The sequence below is a fragment of the Paenibacillus sp. SC116 genome (genome assembly GCF_024733555.1).
In the GTDB taxonomy this organism is placed as follows: domain Bacteria; phylum Bacillota; class Bacilli; order Paenibacillales; family Paenibacillaceae; genus Paenibacillus_B.
The window spans coordinates 116,985-134,662 of sequence record NZ_JANIOF010000006.1; the positions used below are offsets into that span (position 1 = coordinate 116,985).

Below are 17,678 nucleotides of genomic sequence, written 5' to 3' on the forward strand. Positions count from 1 at the left end.
TTATGTATATAACTATTTAATCACATTTAATAGATAGTATTCAAAAGAGACTTGGTAGGTTTGCATTGACAACAGTCGTCCGTCATAATAAATACATATCAGATGAAAGTAGGGATAATCTTTGGCACCACGCCCGAGCAACTCGTCTACAAGGCTGGAACCAGCACAGAAACCGACGGATCAGACTCAGCCGGCGACATGGACTTCCAAGAAGATGACCCGAAGAACATTTATGAAGTATAGTATTGGCGCAGCGGCTGGAATACCTCTGTTAAGTGGAGCTTACGCGAAATGGGTGGAACCTTATCAGCTTAAAAGGAGGACGCTGACGATAGCGTCTGAACACATTCCGGCCTCCTTTGATGGGGTGACCATTGCGCACCTGTCAGACCTTCACTACGGTGAATTCGTGACGAAGCATCATGTAGCCAAAATTTTCGAACAGATAATGGCTAGTAAGCCTGATATGATCTGTTTTACTGGCGACTTGGTTGAAGACCATGTCATGCCTGCTGAGGCTATCATCGAATTGATGCATAACTTGCATGCTCCATTAGGTAAATATGCAGTGTTAGGCAACCATGATTATGTGAGAGATAGTCGTACTTATCTTAGTAGTGATCTAAAAGATCTCGTTACCGCTTCATTGGAAGCCTCCAATTTCCGTGTACTAACGAACAAGCATCATCAAATTCATTATAAAGACTCATCTATAGCAGTGGTTGGTATTGATGATGCACTAGAAGGCAACCCTGATATGGAGACAGCATTACGCGGATGCCCCCCGAATATATGGTGTATGTTACTGGCCCATGAGCCGGATTGGGCTGATATTGCGAGTCGGTATCCTATCGATCTTCAGCTGTCGGGACATAGTCATGGCGGGCAGGTCCGCGTTCCGATAGTCGGTCCGCTTATGCTTCCTTTGATGGCCAAGAAATACCCTGATGGAATGTATCAAATTTCGCGAAATCAGGCGAAAGTTCCTGGAAGACCAAATTTGCAATTACATACAAGCCGAGGAGTAGGCATGACGCTTATGCCGATTCGGTTCTTTTGCCCACCTGAATGGACGCTTATCACCTTACGACGAGTAACGACATCATCTACATCCTAAGATGAAGTAGATACGATTCAAAAAAATACCGGGATTAGAAATGTTAGCGTTAAGATGAGATAATTATCTATTGCCGAGCTCCCTGCAAATCTATTAAGATCATGGTAATATCTTAATTAGAAGAGCAGAATTGCGTATTTGAGAGGAGGCAGCACCAACTATGCAGACCATAGCTGTTTTATCAGACATACATGGCAACATGCAAGCATTGGAAGCCGTTTTGCTGGACATTGAACGGCAGGGTGCTGATAAAATCATTTGTTTAGGCGATCTCGTTGGTAAAGGACCGAACCCTACAGAAGTGACTGATTTGATTTTTGCACAGTGTGATGTTGTTGTGCGAGGGAATTGGGATGAACTCGTTGTTAACATACAAGAGGATGAGCAATTTCGCTGGCATGCGGATAAGTTAGGTGTAGAGAGGCTGGCTAAGCTCAAGCAGCTGCCATTTTCCTATGACTGCATTATTAGCGGACGTCATGTGCGAATGCTGCATGCCTCTCCACAAAGTGTTTACCACCGTGTACAGCCGTGGGATGATCTGGAGAAGCGTCTAGGAATGTTTGAATTTACAGCACAGTTGAATGATCCGCTTCATCCTTGTCAGTCACCTGATGTTGTCATATATGGTGATATTCATCAAGCCTATTTACAACATATTCAAGGTCGTACGTTATTGAATTGCGGAAGTGTCGGCAATCCCCTTGATATGACGCAAGCTTCCTATGTGCTGATTACAGGGCAAATTGGCAGTATTGAACAAGATTCGTTCTCCGTTCAATTTTGTCGTGTGCCTTATGATATCGAACAGGCCGTACGAGCAGCTGAGAAAAGCGATATGCCGGCAATGAAGCCTTATGTACGTGAATTGAGAACGGGTGTGTACAGAGGCTTGCAGAAGCCTGAGTGAGCCTGTCTATGTTGCAACACTATGGGTTAATCATGGCTGCTTTATAATATGCATACGTTAAGTAAAAAAACGGTCTTACTTGGAAGGGCAGTTGTCCTTCTAGTAAGACCGTTTTCCTTGCTACAAAGAATGGTTCGCGTACTTGAAGCCTGTAGTATGTTTAAAAGTTACGTTCGACTTCGCTTCGCGAATATTTTTCCATATTCACCGTGAGGATGAATATCTACGTGTTCGGTTTGGATGGTAGAATGAGTAATATTGTACTTCTCCTTAAGTGTCTCGTTTATAGCCAATATGACGCAATATGGCTGAATATTTTCCCTTACAAAGACATGAGCTGTCAACGAATAGTGATCGCTGGATATTGCCCATAAATGCATCTCATGAACATCTTCCACACCTTCAACTTCATGAATATCGGCGCGAATTTGTTCAAGATCGAACTTGTCAGGTACAGCTTCCATCAGGATACGGTACGATTCCCGAATTATACGTGCTCCCCCAAGGAAAATAATGCAGCCGATTACGATACTGATGAACGGATCGAACCAGAGCATGCCTGTAAAGTAAATAAGCACAGCAGAAACGATAACGCCAATGGAGCTTAGTAGGTCTCCAATAAAGTGCCACAGCGCACTTTGTACGTTTAAATTTTCTTCTTCTTTCATACTGCGGCTCAGTACGATCGTAAGAACGATATTGACGACAAGTCCGATGCTGCTAATAATAAGCATCAGTTTGAAGTCGATATCGACAGGATTAAGGAAGCGGCGTACCCCTTCGATAAAGATACCTACCGCGATAATCGCTAATGCTAAGCCATTTAGAAAGGACGCAATAATTTCAAAGCGCAAGTAACCGAATGTGTAGCGGGAGTTAGATGCGCGCCTTGCCATATAAATAGCGGTCATACTTAAACCGAGTGCAATGACATCAGAGATCATATGGGCTGAATCAGATAAGAGAGCTAGTGAGCGAGACATAATGCCGCCGATAATCTCGACAATCGTAAAAAATAATGTGAGCAGAAGCGTAACCCATAAGGTCTTTAAAGAAGAGGATTGTACTTTGGCGTGCTCTAAATGGTGATAATCGTTGGACGGCAATGGAGCAGATTTCATTTCAAATCACCTCATTTTACATTTACTTTACATTTTGTTACACAACCGTAATATTGCTGTTAACGTCACATAATGTTCTGAGGGTAAGATAATAGCAAGACCCCCTTTTGATGAATATATATCCCTTGAATAGAACCTGCGATGGCAGGTTCTTTTTTTATTTATCGGACTTAATGACGATGTTCGTGATAGATGAAGCAGTTTGTAAATCGCTCCAAAAATAAAGCTGTTCTTCAACTCGAATGAATGAGTGATAAGAACAGCTTACGCAATCAGGTATGTAGCGGGACAATTTGTTTTTGTTTTGCTTTGTAGTACACCCAAGAGGAGAAGCCAATTTCTTGTAAGCGAGCCTGTACCTCTTCCCACTCATCTCCAACGCGTTCTGGCTTATGTGCGTCAGAACCAAATGTAATATCCACTCCAAAATAAAGCGCGCGCTCCAAAATAGCGTCTGAAGGATACCAGCCACCACTTTTCTTTGTTTTGCCCGAAGTATTGACTTCGATTGCGATTCCTTGTTCAGCGATAGTTCGCAAAGTCTCATCTATCACATCTGGCGCATCGATATCGGAGAATGCTGGATAGTTTCCTTTCATAGCATCAATATGCCCGAGAATTTGGAACATTTTCGAACGTGCTGATTCCTGAATAAGTCGGTAATATTCCGTTTTGACTTCTAGGTGCTGAGCGGTGTTCAAGTCTTTCCAGCGTGATTTGTTGAAGATGCTGATATCAAAAGTATGATGAACGGAACCGATAATATAATCAAATGGGTACCGGGATAATATCTCATGATACAGCTTCGCATATGTTGGGAAAAAGTCTGATTCAATCCCAAGCAGCACATCGATACGGCCTTCATACTCTTGCTTTAACGTAAGGACCTCTTCCACATAGGCGGGCAGTTCACTTTTACGCATTGTAATCTTTGGGAAGGGTTGTTCCTCTTCATAGCCAAAGTATGGAGTATGATCCGAAATACCGATCACCTGTAGGCCTCGAGCTATACCAGCTTCAATATAATCTCTAATCGTGCCGTTAGCGTGACCGCATCGAACGTGGTGAGTATGTAAATCGAACTTCATGATGTACTGCACCTCCTCTGCTTGTTGTGAACCGACTCTTCCTATTTTTACTCGGAACTAACAAATTGATTCTCAGGCATACCTTTCAAGTCATTCAAAAATTGTTGCATGGCTGAATTTAAATAACGTCCCGAACGGTACATCACACCAACAGGATGGGCTGTTTCTAATTCATGGACTTGCACAAATTTCAATGTGCCGCGTTTTAGCTCATTGCTAATCGTTAGTTTGGATACAATGGCAGCACCAAGATTCAACTCAACCATCCGCTTTACTTCTTCACTACTGGATAAGTCCATGACGACATGCGGATGAATGTTGTGCTTGCGAAATACGTCATCTGCAAATCTTCTGCCAACGGTGTCAGGTGACAGCATAATAAGCGGAACGTCCTTAAGCATGTCCATCGTTGCATGAGAGTGCTGTGCTAACGGATGCTGAGGGCTAACGACGAGTTCAAACGTATCATAATAAAGAACGGAAGATACTAAGCTCGGACTTTTCTCCAACAAATAGCCAATGCCAATATCTACGGTTCCGTTCTCGATCTGAGCAACGATTTGAGAGGATGACATAGACAATATCGTTGTTTTAATTAGCGGGAATTGATCCTGAAAATAAGACAAGATACGCGGCAATATTTGAATGGCAATCGATGTCGTCGTGCCAAGTACGATATGGCCTTGCGGCACTTGGTTCAAATCAGCAAGCTTCTGCTTAAGGTTATCTACTGTATTCAGAATTTGCTCAGCGTGTTCCAAAAATAGCTTGCCACTGTCCGTTAGTGTAACAGGCTGGTTGCGATCAATTAGAACGGTCTTAAACTCATCTTCTAAGCTCTTAATTTGAGCAGACACAGCGGGCTGAGTAAGATTAAGCAATTCTCCAGCCTTGCGGAAGCTCATTGTTTTTGAGATTGTCAGTAGTGTTTCCAGTTGGCTCAAGTTCATGACAGTCAGTCCTCCTCTTGATACCGGATTTATATGTAGAAACAAGAACCTTGACCTGTTACGTTAGTTAGCGTGAACAAGCGTGAACAAGCGTGAACAAGCGTGAACAAGTTAAGTTAAACCACACCGTGCTTTGTAAATAAAATTTGTCATAATGATTATTATAGATGAAGGGGTGGAAATGGGCAATGAATTAGCCATTTCTTCCATTTAAGAGTAAAAGTTTTCATCTTATTCCCAGATAGGAAAGCTTGGAATAACAAGTGAGAAATTGATTCCTTATCCTTGTAAGTCTTTATTGACGCAAGGTTTATCTTACCTCAAAATATGAATAATCGCTCGCTTGCTCAAATATAGTGATGGCCATCCAATAGCAGCATATAATAGCGATAATCAAACAGATGGATGAGCCTCATGAGGAGGAAAAGAATGATTACAAAGCAGCAACGCAGTTGGATGATGTATGACTGGGCTAACTCTGCTTTTGCTACAACGATGATAGCGGCTGTGCTGCCGATTTTTTATCAAACAGTGGCAGCTTCTACACTCGACAAACATGTGGCGACTAGCTACTGGTCTTTCACACAGACAACGGCCATGATTCTCGTTGCGCTCATTTCTCCCATGCTTGGGGCAGTGGCCGATTTGTCACAGCGTAGAATGGCTATTTTGAGAGCGTTCGCATGGACAGGTGCGCTAAGTTGTGTGCTTATGAGCTTAGCTGGCACTGGTGATTGGCTGCTCGTATCCGCCTTGTTCATTATCGGTACGCTCGGTTTTTCTGGTGGTAACACCTTCTATGATTCGTTGCTTCCCACTATTGCCTCATCTGAACAAAGGGATGAACTATCGGCTAAAGGGTATATGTATGGCTATATCGGTGGAGGCATATTGCTCGCACTGAACATTTTGATGTTAGAAAAATATACATGGTTCGGTATTTCCGATAAGCTGGTAGCTACACAGATTGTATTTGTATCTGTTGGGATCTGGTGGTTCCTTTTCTCGATTCCGTTGTTCCGTACCATAAAAGATCCTGAAGAGTGGAACAGGAAAGCGGTTCGCTTTTATGCGAATCAAGGGTTCAAGCGTGTCATTCGTACCGTTCGTGAAATTCGTCGTTATCCTGAACTGCTGAAATATTTACTGGCATTTTGGTTCTTTAACGATGGCATTACTACGATCATTAGTATGGCTGCCATTTATGGAGCTCAACTTGGCATAGGAACAACGCATTTAATTGCTGCACTTCTTATTACACAGTTTGTGGGCATTCCTTTCACCTATTTATTTGCTAGATTTGCGAAACGTCTTGGCTCTAAGCGTTCATTGTATATCTCCTTATCGATATATATGATTATCGTGCTGCTCGGTTATTATATGCAAAATGCAGTTCATTTTTACATTCTTGCCTTTATGGTGGGCATGGTACAAGGTGGAAGTCAAGCAGTAGCACGTTCGATCTTTAGTCAGTTAGTTCCCAATGGACGAGAGTCTGAATTTTTCGGCTTCTTCAGCCTTTCGAGCAAAGTATCAGCTTCCATTGGCCCAGCTGTATTCGGGGTAGTTGGCTTGTTAACAGGTTCTACAAGATTAGCTATTTTATCCATTTTATTGTTCTTTATTTTAGGCATTTTGTTGTTAATGAGAGTAGATATCGCAAAAGGAAAAACGGAAGCAGTGGAAAGTTTGTCCTAACATCATTATGTAGCTGTGGGGAGGACTCGAACGTGGAATTGATCAAGGATATCGATCGTAATCGCCGTATTGAACAATATGCCTTGAACGCTTGGCCAGCTCTCCAGACGAATGTGCTTGATGGGTGGTTGCTTCGTTTTGCTGATGGATATACAAAGCGTTCTAATTCAGTGAGCGCTATCTATAATCAGTCAGAAGTCCAATCTTACGAACAGCTATTAGAAAAGATCCACATCTGTGAAAGATTATACGAGGGTATGGGTCTTGATGTTATTTTTAAAATGACTCCTTTTGTACCTAGTTCTCTTGATGCTCTGTTAGCTGATGAAGGGTATCAATATGTTGAACCTTCCAGTGTACAGGTACTTGAATCGTTGTACGATCTGAACGGGCTTACGGCGTATGGTGAACAAGCAGAGCAATTGGGAATAGAATTGGAAGCATGCGAGTATATAAGCCAAAAGTGGCTGGATATCGTAGCGGACTTTAATCATCTTTCCACCCATAATCGCCAAATTACAAGACAACTATTATCGAACTCGCTGCTGCGGAAAGGATTTTTCATTTTATATGTGCAATCTGTTCCTGTTGCTTGCGGATTAGGTGTAATTGAAGGGGAGTATATCGGTCTCTATGACATCGTTACTGCTGAGCCCTATCGCAACCAAGGCTACGGAGAACAGCTCATTCGTGGGATATTAAACTGGGCCTTATCAGTTGGTGTGAAGAAAAGCTATATCCTTGTCGTACAGGGTAATCATAGTGCGAAAAGGTTGTATGAGAAGTTGGGGTATAAAGAGATCTATACGTACTGGTACCGTGTTAAAGCGAATAGCAATAAAGCATAGAGATGCCGTGAAAATGGAAAAGGCAGTTCCTGTCCTTGCAATGTGCAGGGGATGGAACTGCCTTTTTGTATAAGATGAGGGTTACTCTCTTCCTTTATTTCGACTGCTCGTACGGATAAACAGTTTCACGATTTCTACAATTGGCACAATGCTAATTGCAGCTGTCACGACAATCAACCATTGCTCGCTATTTAGAGGCACAACGCTGAATAAGTCGTTCATATAGGGTACCCAAATGACGACCAATACAAGGACACCTGCTGCAAGTGCTGCCCAGTTCAAGTATCGGTTGGAGAAGACACCAATCGTGAATATCGATTTTGTATTGGAGCGAACGTTGAATACATGAGTGAGCTGAATGAGGCCTAGTGTTGCAAAGGCCATCGTAACAGCGACAGATTCATCATAATGAGTATGTCCCCACCAATAGGTGAATAAGGTTAAAGCTGCTTCCAGTATTCCTTGATAAATAATGCTGGTGCCAACGCCATCTGCAAATACGCTTGTCGCAGAACTGCGCGGTGGCTGCTTCATAATGTCTTGTTCCGCTTTCTCCAACCCAAGCGCGAGTGCTGGCAGCGTATCGGTGACGAGGTTAATCCACAGGATGTGGATTGGAAACAGGATCTTCCAGTTCAATAACGTTGCAATAAATAACGTGATAACCTCACCTAAGTTGGCAGAGAGTAGAAACTGGATTGTTTTTCGAATGTTGCTGTAAACTTTTCGCCCTTCTTCTACTGCGACGACAATGGTGGAGAAGTTGTCATCCGCCAGTACCATATCCGAAACGCCTTTGGATACATCCGTTCCTGTAATCCCCATGCCAATCCCGATGTCCGATGCCTTTAGTGCTGGCGCATCATTGACACCATCTCCTGTCATCGCAACGACTTTACCATGTTTTTTCCAAGCTTGGACGATCCGTACTTTGTGCTCAGGAGATACGCGAGCATAGACCGAGTACTGGGTTACTTTGCTCATGAACGTTTGTTCATCCAACTCATTAAGTTCACGTCCCGTGAGCACGCCACTCTCATCTTGAATAATGTCAAGTTCCTTCGCAATAGCGGCGGCAGTATCACGATGGTCGCCAGTTATCATAATCGGACGAATGCCAGCTTCTTTGCATATGCGAACGGCTTCCTTTACTTCTTCGCGCGGTGGATCAATCATGCCGACTAATCCAATAAAGGTCAGATTGGCTTCAACCTCGTTTGGTTCCATAGAATGCGGAAGATCAGGCTTATCGGTGTAGGCAAGGGCAAGCACGCGCAGTGCCTTTTGCGCCATCGATTTGTTGGCTGCCTCAATATTGCGCCGATGCTCTTCCGACATATCGACCGTTTGATTGTCAATGCGAATATGGCTGCATCGTTCTAAAAGCACATCGGGTGCGCCTTTGGTCATGACACGAAATATTTTTTTACCTTCCGTGTGCGGCATTTCATGTACCGTCGTCATCAACTTGCGATCTGAGTCAAATGGCAGCTCAGCTCGACGAGGATACTGTTCTTCTCCTTCGCGCTTATCAAAATTCCGATGTAGGGCGAACTCAACAAGCGCCGTTTCGGTAGGATCACCTATATACTTGATTCGCTTTTTCCCGGAATGATCAGAATTATCCGCATCCGTATCACTTTCCGTCATTTTCGTATCATTACATAACGTCATGACTTGGAGTAGAATATCGCTCCCTGATATCGTGTTCAGGTCAGCTTGCTCATCTTGCAGCCCGCTGTTGACATAGACCTGCTTCACCGTCATTTTGTTCTGGGTAAGCGTTCCTGTTTTGTCTGAGCAAATAATTTCAGTACTGCCGAGTGTTTCAACTGCTGGCAGCTTGCGAATAATCGATTTGCGCTTCGCCATTCGCTGCACGCCAAGTGCCAATATAATAGTGACGATAGCTGGCAGTCCTTCTGGAATCGCCGCTACTGCTAAGGAGATGGATACGAGCAGCATCTCCAGCCACGCTCGCCCTTGAAACATGCCCACACCGAATATGATGAGCGCTACAACAATGATAATGATGGTGAAGTATTTCCCCAACTCATTAAGCTTTTTTTGCAATGGGGTGATATCTTCATCTTCTTGCGAAATAAAGCTGGCTATTTTGCCGACTTCCGTAGTTTCACCTGTTCCTGTGACGATACCTACACCGCGTCCATAGGTAACACTGCTTGACATATAAGCCATATTTTTTCGATCGCCAATGACGACATCTGGCTTGTCCAAAGGAGCTGTATCTTTCTCAACGGGTACTGATTCCCCAGTTAATGCAGCTTCTTCAATCTTAAGAGAGGCTGATTCAATCAATCTTATATCCGCAGGTACAACATTGCCGGCTTCTAATACGACAATATCACCTGGTACAAGATCTTCTGCTTTTACTTCAATTGTCTTGCCATCACGTATAATGCGGGCGTTCGGTGAGGACATTTGCTTAAGCGCATCTAACGCTTGTTCCGCCTTGTTCTCTTGCAGTACACCGAGTACAGCGTTGAGTACGACAACGACAAGAATGATGATCGCATCCGTCAATTCGCCAAGAATCCCGGATATTAAAGCCGCTACAAGCAGAATAATAATCATCACATCTTTGAATTGGGCGATCAGCTTTGCGATAATAGACTTACGCTTTGCTTCTTGCAGCACATTTTTTCCGTATCGCTCTAGTCTTGCGGCAGCTTCGGCTTCTGTAAGGCCGTTCCGCGAAGAATCAAGCTTGGCAATGGTCTCATCGTAAGATAGTGTGTAATAAGCCTCTTGCGAGGATGTATGTTCTTGCTGTTTCTGTTCTTGTTCCACTGATGTCATCTCCTAGGGATTAGTCTTGTACATAGGACGAGGCCGTGTACTACCGTACAAGCCCTCGAATAGAATTAGAGACTCGGCGTTCAATTTACCTAGCGTCGATCCAATAAGTATCGATAAGATATAGTAACGTCATTAACAAGATTTGAAGCTGCGAAACTGGGTCGGAACTCGGACCGTGATTGCATAACGGCACACAATAGCATGTGGAAAAACGTACAAATTCATTCGCTTATCATATATGTTTAGTCAAATGGGAACGTTCATGGTTAAATAGAGTTATACGTGAGCAAGGTTAGCAAAATTATTGATGAAAAGTTTAATGAAAAGTTCGTTATTGGTAAGGAGGAGCGGGAGATGCACGATTCTGTCTGCAGCGATGAACAGGCTTCGATTCGCCACATCGGCATTATGGATATTGGATCGAACTCCGCCCGTTATATGATAGCTAAGTTGTATGCGAATCGTACCTTTCATATGTTGGATCAAGGAAAGGAAACGATACGGCTCGGAGCTGGATATGACGAAGAAGGGAGTATTCCAAATCAGAAGGTGGACGAGCTGCTGTCGGTCATTCATCGATTCAAACAGCTCGGAGAAAATTATCAGCGTTGTGAATGGATAGCAGTTACGACCGCAGCCATGCGCAAAGCTGCGAATAGTGAGTATATCGTTCGTAGAATTTATGAGGAAACAGGCATTACCGTGCAAATGATTAGTGGGGATAGCGAAGCATATCTCGATTATGTTGCTGTACTATCAACAGTGGATGTTCAAGATGCAGTCATTATGGACATGGGCGGCGGTTCTACGGAATTTATATGGATGGAGAACCGTCAGTTCAAGGAAAGTATTAGTCTGCCAGTCGGAGCGTTGACGATAGCGGAAGATTACGAAGTAGAAAATGCACTGACAGCAGATACGGAGACGTATCTTCGATCGATGACCCGCTATTGGTTAAGGCATGTACATTGGCTCAAGGAAGCCCAAGGGTTACCGCTGGTGGCCATTGGAGGGACGCTTCGCACGTTAGCGAAGATGGATATCGATGAACGGGAGTATGGTGTCGACTCCCTGCATCATTATGAATTTATGCCTGAAGAGGTCGAAGACTGGCATCAGCGTATAAAAGGAATGGACTTGGAAGAGAAGCAGGCGCTGCCTGGTTTGTCTAAGGATCGTGCGGCTATACTGACGGGATCTCTAACTTTTATAAATGAATGCTTGCTTAGGTTCGACTCATCAAAAGTAATGGTTAGCGCCAAAGGTGTGCGCGAAGGTGTGCTGTTCGATATGCTGCGTGGAGAAGGGATACACATTGATCATCCACTGAAGTTCAGCATTTATCATCTTCAGCATCGTTTGGGCTTGAATCGTATACAAGCTGATCGGTTATGGCAGCTTACCAATGCTCTTATGCAAGAGCTCCAGCCTATACTTGGTTGGGAAGAGGAATGGAAGCGAATCGTATATGCAGCTGCGCAACTGCATGATATTGGCGTATCTGTAAGTCATATGGAACGGGAACGTCATACCTTTTACATGATTCGTCATGCAGAGTTGTATGGCCTGACCCCTCGCCAAATTGCATTGAGCGCCCTCGTAGCTACGATGGACTTTAAGCATAAGGTTCCTAGAGAGTGGGCGGAAGTAGAAGCCATTCTTCAACCTAGAGATCAGACGATGGCTGCTAAAATGGGTTTGATTATGCGCTTGGCGCTTGACCTAACACGCACATACGGCTGCCAAACAGCAGAGGATGTCTCCTGTACGGTTAAGGATGGAGAAATCATTCTTATGCTGCAAGGAGCTGCTGCCCATATGTCTTGGCGGGGGACGGATATGTATGCACTTCGCGCTGGTTTCCGTCGTTGGTTAAAACGAGAATTGAAGCTGTCCTAATCAGGATAAAGCAATAGAAAATGAGTTATAAACAATAAGCCGCCCACAAGCCTGCTGTCTCAAAATGGACAAGCATTATTGGCTTGGAGGGCGGCTTATTTGTTGTAGCGTTACATGTATCTGATAAGTTAAATTTCGTGCCAGAACCGATTAAGAAGACCAAATAGGATCTTCAATTACGATAGGACGGTTGTGTTCTAGTGGAAGCCCTGTCTCGTAGGAGTGATTGCCAACGGCCTGCTGGAGTGCTTGTTTGGCAGCAGCTACATTTGGTATTTGCGCATTGTGAATCCAAGAAACGTCGTTCCAATGCGTTCCCTTATCATTATCTGTATCGGAGGCAAGCTCTCGTGCTCGCCAATAGGTTAGAGCAGCCCGTATGGCCTGCGCTGCATCCTCGGCAGCTGTCTCCCACATATCCCACACACTTGTGCTTGTTAGCTGCTCCAAACCTGTTGGATCAGGCCATGGTCGGCGTGCTTCGTTCATAACGTCATAAGGAGCTACTTTTTTCTTGTACATCATCGGCTCAATCTGATTGAATGTAACAATTCGTTTCCAGCCATATGGATCGTGGAAGAGTTTCTGTGCTTGCACCATATCACGTATGGATTCATTCCATGCCTCACGACGTATCAGTCCATCAAATTCAGGATAATGAGCTGCTACGACTGCTTCAAACGAATCTAGCATGTTCGCTGAGAAGCTTGGGCCCACGTCAATCCACTTCCATACAGGGGTTCGCCACGTTTCCACCCCCAGCTTGCGCTTAGCTACATGAGTATCCATCAGCACCTCAAAGCGTTGATGATCCCATTTCTTGAATCCTGACCGTACAAATACGTAAGGGTGCATATGACGATCGAGAATATGATGCAGCAAAAATCCGAGCACATATACCGCATCGGAACGATCTGCAGGATTAGAACGAGTGAGTAGATCCATCAAGACAGGGCCACATTGTTGATTATGCATGGCGCTGCCGACTTTGTTCATCGTCTTGTCTTGTTTCCAAGGCAGGAAATGATGATAGAACAAGAAGTCTGGGCCTTGGCAGCCCATATTGAACCATTTGCTAGACGAATGGTCTTCCATCCACGAAGAAAGGCCTGCCTCCTTTACTACTTCTTGGCCAAAAATCATATGAGTCCAAATGTTAGGCATAAGTCTTTCCCCCTGAATATGTCATGTTTTTATCTGTAATCCGATTACCTTCTATACTCTACAAAGATGAACGGCTCATGGTTTATTGTCAACCCTTTCTCTATGTAAATCGGTTTATTCCAAACGGATCATGAGCAATAGCTACAATTGCAGACTAGCATGATAAAGCGTTTACATGTACACTAAGTAGTGTTCATATGTGTTAGCGTTAACATATGTGAACTTTCATACGGTTGCTTAGAGAATATGTGGAGAGATAGGTGGAGAGAAGTATGGAACAGTTCCGATTACCGAAAATTGACGTGCCTAAGATGGAGCTGCCTAAAGCAGTAAAACAGGTATTGGCTGAAGCGGAGGTGCAATTAGCCCATCGTCCGAAGCTGCTGAAAATGTTCAAAAATTGTTTCCCTAACACACTCGAAACGACAACAAAGCTATTGGATGATGGCACTACCTTTGTTCTAACGGGGGATATTCCAGCTATGTGGCTGCGTGACTCTGTGGAACAGGTCATTCATTATGTGCCATTTGCTAAAGACGATGCAGATCTTCAACGCATTATCGGCGGTCTTATTAAGCGTCATATGTTCTATATTAACTTGGATCCGTACGCAAATGCATTTAACGAAACAGCAAATGATTGGCACTGGGATGCGAACGATCAAACCGATATGTCCCCTTGGGTGTGGGAGCGTAAGTACGAGTTGGATTCCATGTGCTTCTCAATCCGTCTTGCTTATATGTATTGGAAGGAGACGGGGCGCACCGATATTTTTGACACCAACTTTAAGTCAGCGATGCGAAAAATAATAGATGTGTGGAAAACGGAGCAGCGTCACTTTGAGCAATCACCGTATCGCTTCCATCGTGAAAATTGTCCAGACATTGATACCTTGCGCAATGATGGGATGGGCATGCCTGTTAACTATACAGGAATGACTTGGTCTGGCTTCCGTCCTAGTGATGATGCCTGTGACTTCCATTATCATATTCCGTCTAATATGTTCGCCGTCGTATCGCTTCGTCAAATGCAAGAAATCGCGAAATACGGTTTCCGAGATGAAGCTTTCGTAGCGGAGATGCATAAGCTGGAAAAAGAAATTGATCATGGTATTCAGTTGTACGGTGTCGTGACGCATCCGACTTATGGCCGCATTTACGCTTATGAGACAGATGGATACGGCAACAACTGCTTGCTCGATGATGCGGGTACACCAAGCTTAATTTCGATTCCGTATATCGGGTATGCGTCAGCTGATGATCCGATTTATCAAAATACGCGCCGCTTTATTTTAAGTAAGGAAAATCCGTTCTACTTTGAAGGAAAAGCAGCGAAGGGAATTGGAAGCCCGCATACACCAGACGGCTATATTTGGCATATGGCGCTCTCCATGCAGGGACTGACAGCTTCTTCTGATGAGGAAATGTTGGACATGCTTGCGATGCTTGAAGCGACAGATGCGGATACAGGCTATATGCATGAAGGTTTCCATTCTGATGATCCTTCTATCTTTACACGTCCATGGTTTGCTTGGTCGAACAGTTTGTTCGCTCAGCTTGTTCTCAAAGCGATGCAAAGTGGGTTGCTTAAATAGTATAAAATGGAATATACAGTAAGGACGAGCGCTGCTCGTTCTTTTTTATTCAAGAAACTTGAAATAAATATGTAATGGAAGTAGTGATTTATAGGCTGATTTCAGTATAATAGTCTTAGTGTTTTCGGGTGTATAGGACGTATGTTACATCTTGAATATACTTCTTGGTGTCAGAAAGGGGCGAAAGATGTAAGATGAAAGCCGAGTGGGTACATCCTTTTTTACAGTCTGCATGCAGCGTTATTGAACAAATCTTACAAGTTCGCCCAGAGCGTGGGGAACTTGAATTGCTAGCTTGGCATGGGACTCATGATCTACATATCCAAATTGGCATGACTGGTCAGATGTCAGGAGTTGTTGCATTTGGATTAAATGAAGGAGCAGCAGTGAAGATGGCCTCCGCGATGATGGGAGGCTATCCATTAGAAACTCTAGACGCAATGGGGGAAAGTGCGATCTCGGAGTTGGGCAATATGATTAGTGGCAATGCTTCAACGATGCTATTCAATCAAGGTATCCATGTTGATATTTTGCCGCCGCAGCTCGTTCCACTTCAATCGATACCGAACTGTGGAACCAATGCAATGGCAGTTCCATTGCATGTACATAATGTAGGTCGTCTGGATATTATGATGAAAATACAAGGTTAAGCACAGTTTGTATTCATGATGGATCAATGGTCCTGAAATGAAGTTTGCTGTACAGAAGAGGTGGAATTATGAGTATTACGAACAATCATTCATTGCGAGATAAAGTTATTCTTATTACGGGTGCATCGAGTGGCATAGGTGCATTAATAGCTCGATATGCAGCAGAAGCAGGTGCCGTTCCTATTCTAGCTGCGCGATCTGCAGAGAAATTAGCAGAAGTGTCGAGTCAAATTACACAACGACATGAATGTATCACCTTGGATGTAACGGATGCAGCGGATGTAGAACGGGTCATTCATGATGTAATCGACCGTTACGGTCAACTTGATATTTTAGTGAATAATGCGGGCTTTGGCTTGTTCGAGCTTACACATGAGATGGGGCTTGAACACTTTGAAGCGATGATGGACGTGAATTATATGGGGCTTGTTCGCTGTACGAAGGCAGTGCTGCCGCACATGCTAGAGCGTCGAACGGGACATATCGTCAACATAGCTTCAATGGCTGGAAAAGTAGGGACTCCTAAATCTGCAGGATATGCGGCATCTAAGCATGCGGTACTCGGCTTTACGAATTCGCTGCGCATGGAGCTGGCGCAAACCGGTGTAAAAGTGTCTGCGGTGAATCCAGGCCCAATTGATACTCCATTTTTCCAGTTAGCTGATCCAAGCGGGCAATATGTGAACAACGTGCGCTGGTTTATGATGAAACCGGAGAAAGTTGCTCGTCGCATTATTCGTGTTATGGAACGTCAGACTGCTGAAGTAGATCTGCCTTTGCTAGGAGCAATCGGTACGAAGCTGATGCAATTGTTCCCTGGACTATCAAGTCGCGTTGCAGGACGTATGTTGAACAAAAAATAAAGGCAGCCGCTCTGGCTGCCTTTTTTATATGAATATACGCATAATTACTCAAAACGTAATCTAAGTTTACTCCAAAAAATTTATTCCAGCACGGTACGCAGAGTTAGTTGAATTTCTTCCTGCGTTTTCGCTACTACTGAATCCGGCGCTTTAATGCCGAAATCACCAAATGTTACTTTTGTGGCTCCATCGAGATATAGCTTCCCGTCTTTGAACATCGATTCTGCTTCGAAACGAACTTCTTTCGCTTTACCCTTTACAGTCAATTTGCCGTTGATAATAAACGTTTGTTTTTTACCCTCTGTCCAAGTTGGATTCCACTGTTCAAATGATACGGTCTCGAATACAGCTTCAGGATGTGCAGCTACATCAAAGTATTCAGCGGCTTTCAGATGACCGTCACGATCGCTGTTACCTGAGTTGATTTGGTTCATATCGCCTTTGGCAATAGCTTTCATCTCCGCTGGATCCTGCAAGTTAAAGTCCCATGTGCCGGTAATCCCATTCATCTCAAAATTGACAGTTTCCTTGGATGTTGTAACCGAGAAATACACTTTGGATTCTTTGTTTATCGTCCATGTTTTATTTAACTGATCAGCTGTAACCGTTGATGCTTCGCTCGTATTGCTCGTATTTTCGCTGGCAGATGCCTTGATGTTAATATGGTTGCCTACGTAGTAGTCGTACAGTGCATAACCACCAATTCCGATTGCAGCGGCTGCCGCAACCCCAATGATCATTATTTTCTTCTTCATAATTGCCTCCCAAACCTAAATAGTTTTTTAAATGGCTTGCCTCGTGTGGATTATAGATATCATAGTAATGGATTAAGCTGAGATGGCCTTGAGCGGTAGCTGAAAGTTTCCTGAATGCGTTCAAGGGTAACTACAGTGCGTTGCTTGGTCATATCCAACATAAACATTAAGTTTGTACTCAGCAGGCATTCAGCAGTTAT

14 protein-coding genes are annotated in these 17,678 nt (G+C 43.9%); 8 read left to right on the top strand and 6 right to left on the bottom strand.

From position 1 onward, the window contains the following. Positions 1 to 121 precede the first annotated feature (121 nt). Both NQ117_RS20640 and NQ117_RS20645 read left to right on the top strand, forming a co-directional pair. Positions 122 to 1,117, top strand: a complete 996-nt coding sequence (locus NQ117_RS20640) for a metallophosphoesterase (RefSeq protein WP_258279903.1) — start codon at positions 122 to 124, stop codon at positions 1,115 to 1,117. A 160-nt stretch (positions 1,118 to 1,277) separates the two neighbouring features. Further along, a complete protein-coding gene (locus tag NQ117_RS20645; protein ID WP_258279904.1) occupies positions 1,278 to 2,027 on the top strand; it encodes a metallophosphoesterase family protein in 750 nt (249 codons plus the stop codon). A 167-nt stretch (positions 2,028 to 2,194) separates the two neighbouring features. On the opposite strand, the gene NQ117_RS20650 is transcribed toward NQ117_RS20645, so the two are convergent. From NQ117_RS20650 to NQ117_RS20660, 3 genes are all read right to left on the bottom strand, one after another. Then, positions 2,195 to 3,148, bottom strand: coding sequence for a cation diffusion facilitator family transporter (locus NQ117_RS20650; protein WP_258279905.1), 954 nt, complete (start codon positions 3,146 to 3,148; stop codon positions 2,195 to 2,197). A 272-nt stretch (positions 3,149 to 3,420) separates the two neighbouring features. After that, the gene (locus NQ117_RS20655; RefSeq protein ID WP_258279906.1) at positions 3,421 to 4,236 is read right to left on the bottom strand and encodes a histidinol-phosphatase; all 816 of its coding nucleotides are present in this window, start codon (positions 4,234 to 4,236) and stop codon (positions 3,421 to 3,423) included. A 47-nt stretch (positions 4,237 to 4,283) separates the two neighbouring features. Beyond that, on the bottom strand, positions 4,284 to 5,186 hold the full coding sequence (locus tag NQ117_RS20660; RefSeq protein WP_258279907.1) for a LysR family transcriptional regulator: 903 nt from the start codon (positions 5,184 to 5,186) through the stop codon (positions 4,284 to 4,286). Between the two features lie 429 nt (positions 5,187 to 5,615). Between NQ117_RS20660 and NQ117_RS20665 the strand changes: the two genes are divergently transcribed. Then, complete coding sequence (locus tag NQ117_RS20665; RefSeq protein WP_258279908.1) at positions 5,616 to 6,884, top strand: MFS transporter; 1,269 nt, start codon at positions 5,616 to 5,618, stop codon at positions 6,882 to 6,884. A gap of 32 nt (positions 6,885 to 6,916) precedes the next feature. Further along, positions 6,917 to 7,732: a GNAT family N-acetyltransferase gene (locus NQ117_RS20670; protein WP_258279909.1), complete on the top strand. Its 816-nt coding sequence runs from the start codon at positions 6,917 to 6,919 to the stop codon at positions 7,730 to 7,732. A gap of 81 nt (positions 7,733 to 7,813) precedes the next feature. On the opposite strand, the gene NQ117_RS20675 is transcribed toward NQ117_RS20670, so the two are convergent. Beyond that, entirely contained in the window at positions 7,814 to 10,543 is a 2,730-nt protein-coding gene (locus tag NQ117_RS20675; protein WP_258279910.1) for a calcium-translocating P-type ATPase, SERCA-type, read from the bottom strand. Between the two features lie 363 nt (positions 10,544 to 10,906). Here NQ117_RS20675 and NQ117_RS20680 point away from each other — a divergent pair, with 363 nt between their 5' ends. Then, positions 10,907 to 12,451 (top strand): Ppx/GppA phosphatase family protein, encoded by a 1,545-nt coding sequence (locus NQ117_RS20680; RefSeq protein WP_258279911.1) that lies wholly within the window; start codon positions 10,907 to 10,909, stop codon positions 12,449 to 12,451. A 150-nt stretch (positions 12,452 to 12,601) separates the two neighbouring features. Here the strand turns inward: NQ117_RS20680 and NQ117_RS20685 are convergent, their stop codons facing one another. Further along, positions 12,602 to 13,615 carry a zinc dependent phospholipase C family protein gene (locus NQ117_RS20685; protein WP_258279912.1) on the bottom strand — a complete coding sequence of 338 codons (1,014 nt, stop codon included), beginning with the start codon at positions 13,613 to 13,615 and terminating at the stop codon, positions 12,602 to 12,604. A gap of 272 nt (positions 13,616 to 13,887) precedes the next feature. On the opposite strand from NQ117_RS20685, the gene NQ117_RS20690 reads away from it, so the two are divergent. The 3 genes from NQ117_RS20690 (at position 13,888) to NQ117_RS20700 (ending at position 16,723) form a co-directional block, all read left to right on the top strand. Further along, the gene (locus NQ117_RS20690) at positions 13,888 to 15,210 is read left to right on the top strand and encodes a glycoside hydrolase family 125 protein (RefSeq protein WP_258279913.1); all 1,323 of its coding nucleotides are present in this window, start codon (positions 13,888 to 13,890) and stop codon (positions 15,208 to 15,210) included. Between the two features lie 194 nt (positions 15,211 to 15,404). Next, positions 15,405 to 15,860, top strand: coding sequence for a chemotaxis protein CheX (locus NQ117_RS20695; RefSeq protein ID WP_258279914.1), 456 nt, complete (start codon positions 15,405 to 15,407; stop codon positions 15,858 to 15,860). A 68-nt stretch (positions 15,861 to 15,928) separates the two neighbouring features. Beyond that, on the top strand, positions 15,929 to 16,723 hold the full coding sequence (locus NQ117_RS20700) for an SDR family NAD(P)-dependent oxidoreductase (protein WP_258279915.1): 795 nt from the start codon (positions 15,929 to 15,931) through the stop codon (positions 16,721 to 16,723). Positions 16,724 to 16,803: 80 nt separating this feature from the next. On the opposite strand, the gene NQ117_RS20705 is transcribed toward NQ117_RS20700, so the two are convergent. Continuing rightward, a complete protein-coding gene (locus tag NQ117_RS20705) occupies positions 16,804 to 17,478 on the bottom strand; it encodes a YceI family protein (RefSeq protein ID WP_258279916.1) in 675 nt (224 codons plus the stop codon). Positions 17,479 to 17,678: the final 200 nt, after the last annotated feature.

Bases quoted from the DNA above. Each gene is read 5' to 3' on its own strand.
- NQ117_RS20700 (WP_258279915.1), top strand. From the start codon at position 15,929: ATGAGTATTACGAACAATCATTCATTGCGAGATAAAGTTATTCTTATT.
- NQ117_RS20645 (WP_258279904.1), top strand. From the start codon at position 1,278: ATGCAGACCATAGCTGTTTTATCAGACATACATGGCAACATGCAAGCA.
- NQ117_RS20660 (WP_258279907.1), bottom strand. From the start codon at position 5,186: ATGAACTTGAGCCAACTGGAAACACTACTGACAATCTCAAAAACAATG.
- NQ117_RS20650 (WP_258279905.1), bottom strand. From the start codon at position 3,148: ATGAAATCTGCTCCATTGCCGTCCAACGATTATCACCATTTAGAGCAC.
- NQ117_RS20705 (WP_258279916.1), bottom strand. From the start codon at position 17,478: ATGAAGAAGAAAATAATGATCATTGGGGTTGCGGCAGCCGCTGCAATC.
- NQ117_RS20665 (WP_258279908.1), top strand. From the start codon at position 5,616: ATGATTACAAAGCAGCAACGCAGTTGGATGATGTATGACTGGGCTAAC.
- NQ117_RS20695 (WP_258279914.1), top strand. From the start codon at position 15,405: ATGAAAGCCGAGTGGGTACATCCTTTTTTACAGTCTGCATGCAGCGTT.
- NQ117_RS20685 (WP_258279912.1), bottom strand. From the start codon at position 13,615: ATGCCTAACATTTGGACTCATATGATTTTTGGCCAAGAAGTAGTAAAG.
- NQ117_RS20680 (WP_258279911.1), top strand. From the start codon at position 10,907: ATGCACGATTCTGTCTGCAGCGATGAACAGGCTTCGATTCGCCACATC.
- NQ117_RS20690 (WP_258279913.1), top strand. From the start codon at position 13,888: ATGGAACAGTTCCGATTACCGAAAATTGACGTGCCTAAGATGGAGCTG.
- NQ117_RS20655 (WP_258279906.1), bottom strand. From the start codon at position 4,236: ATGAAGTTCGATTTACATACTCACCACGTTCGATGCGGTCACGCTAAC.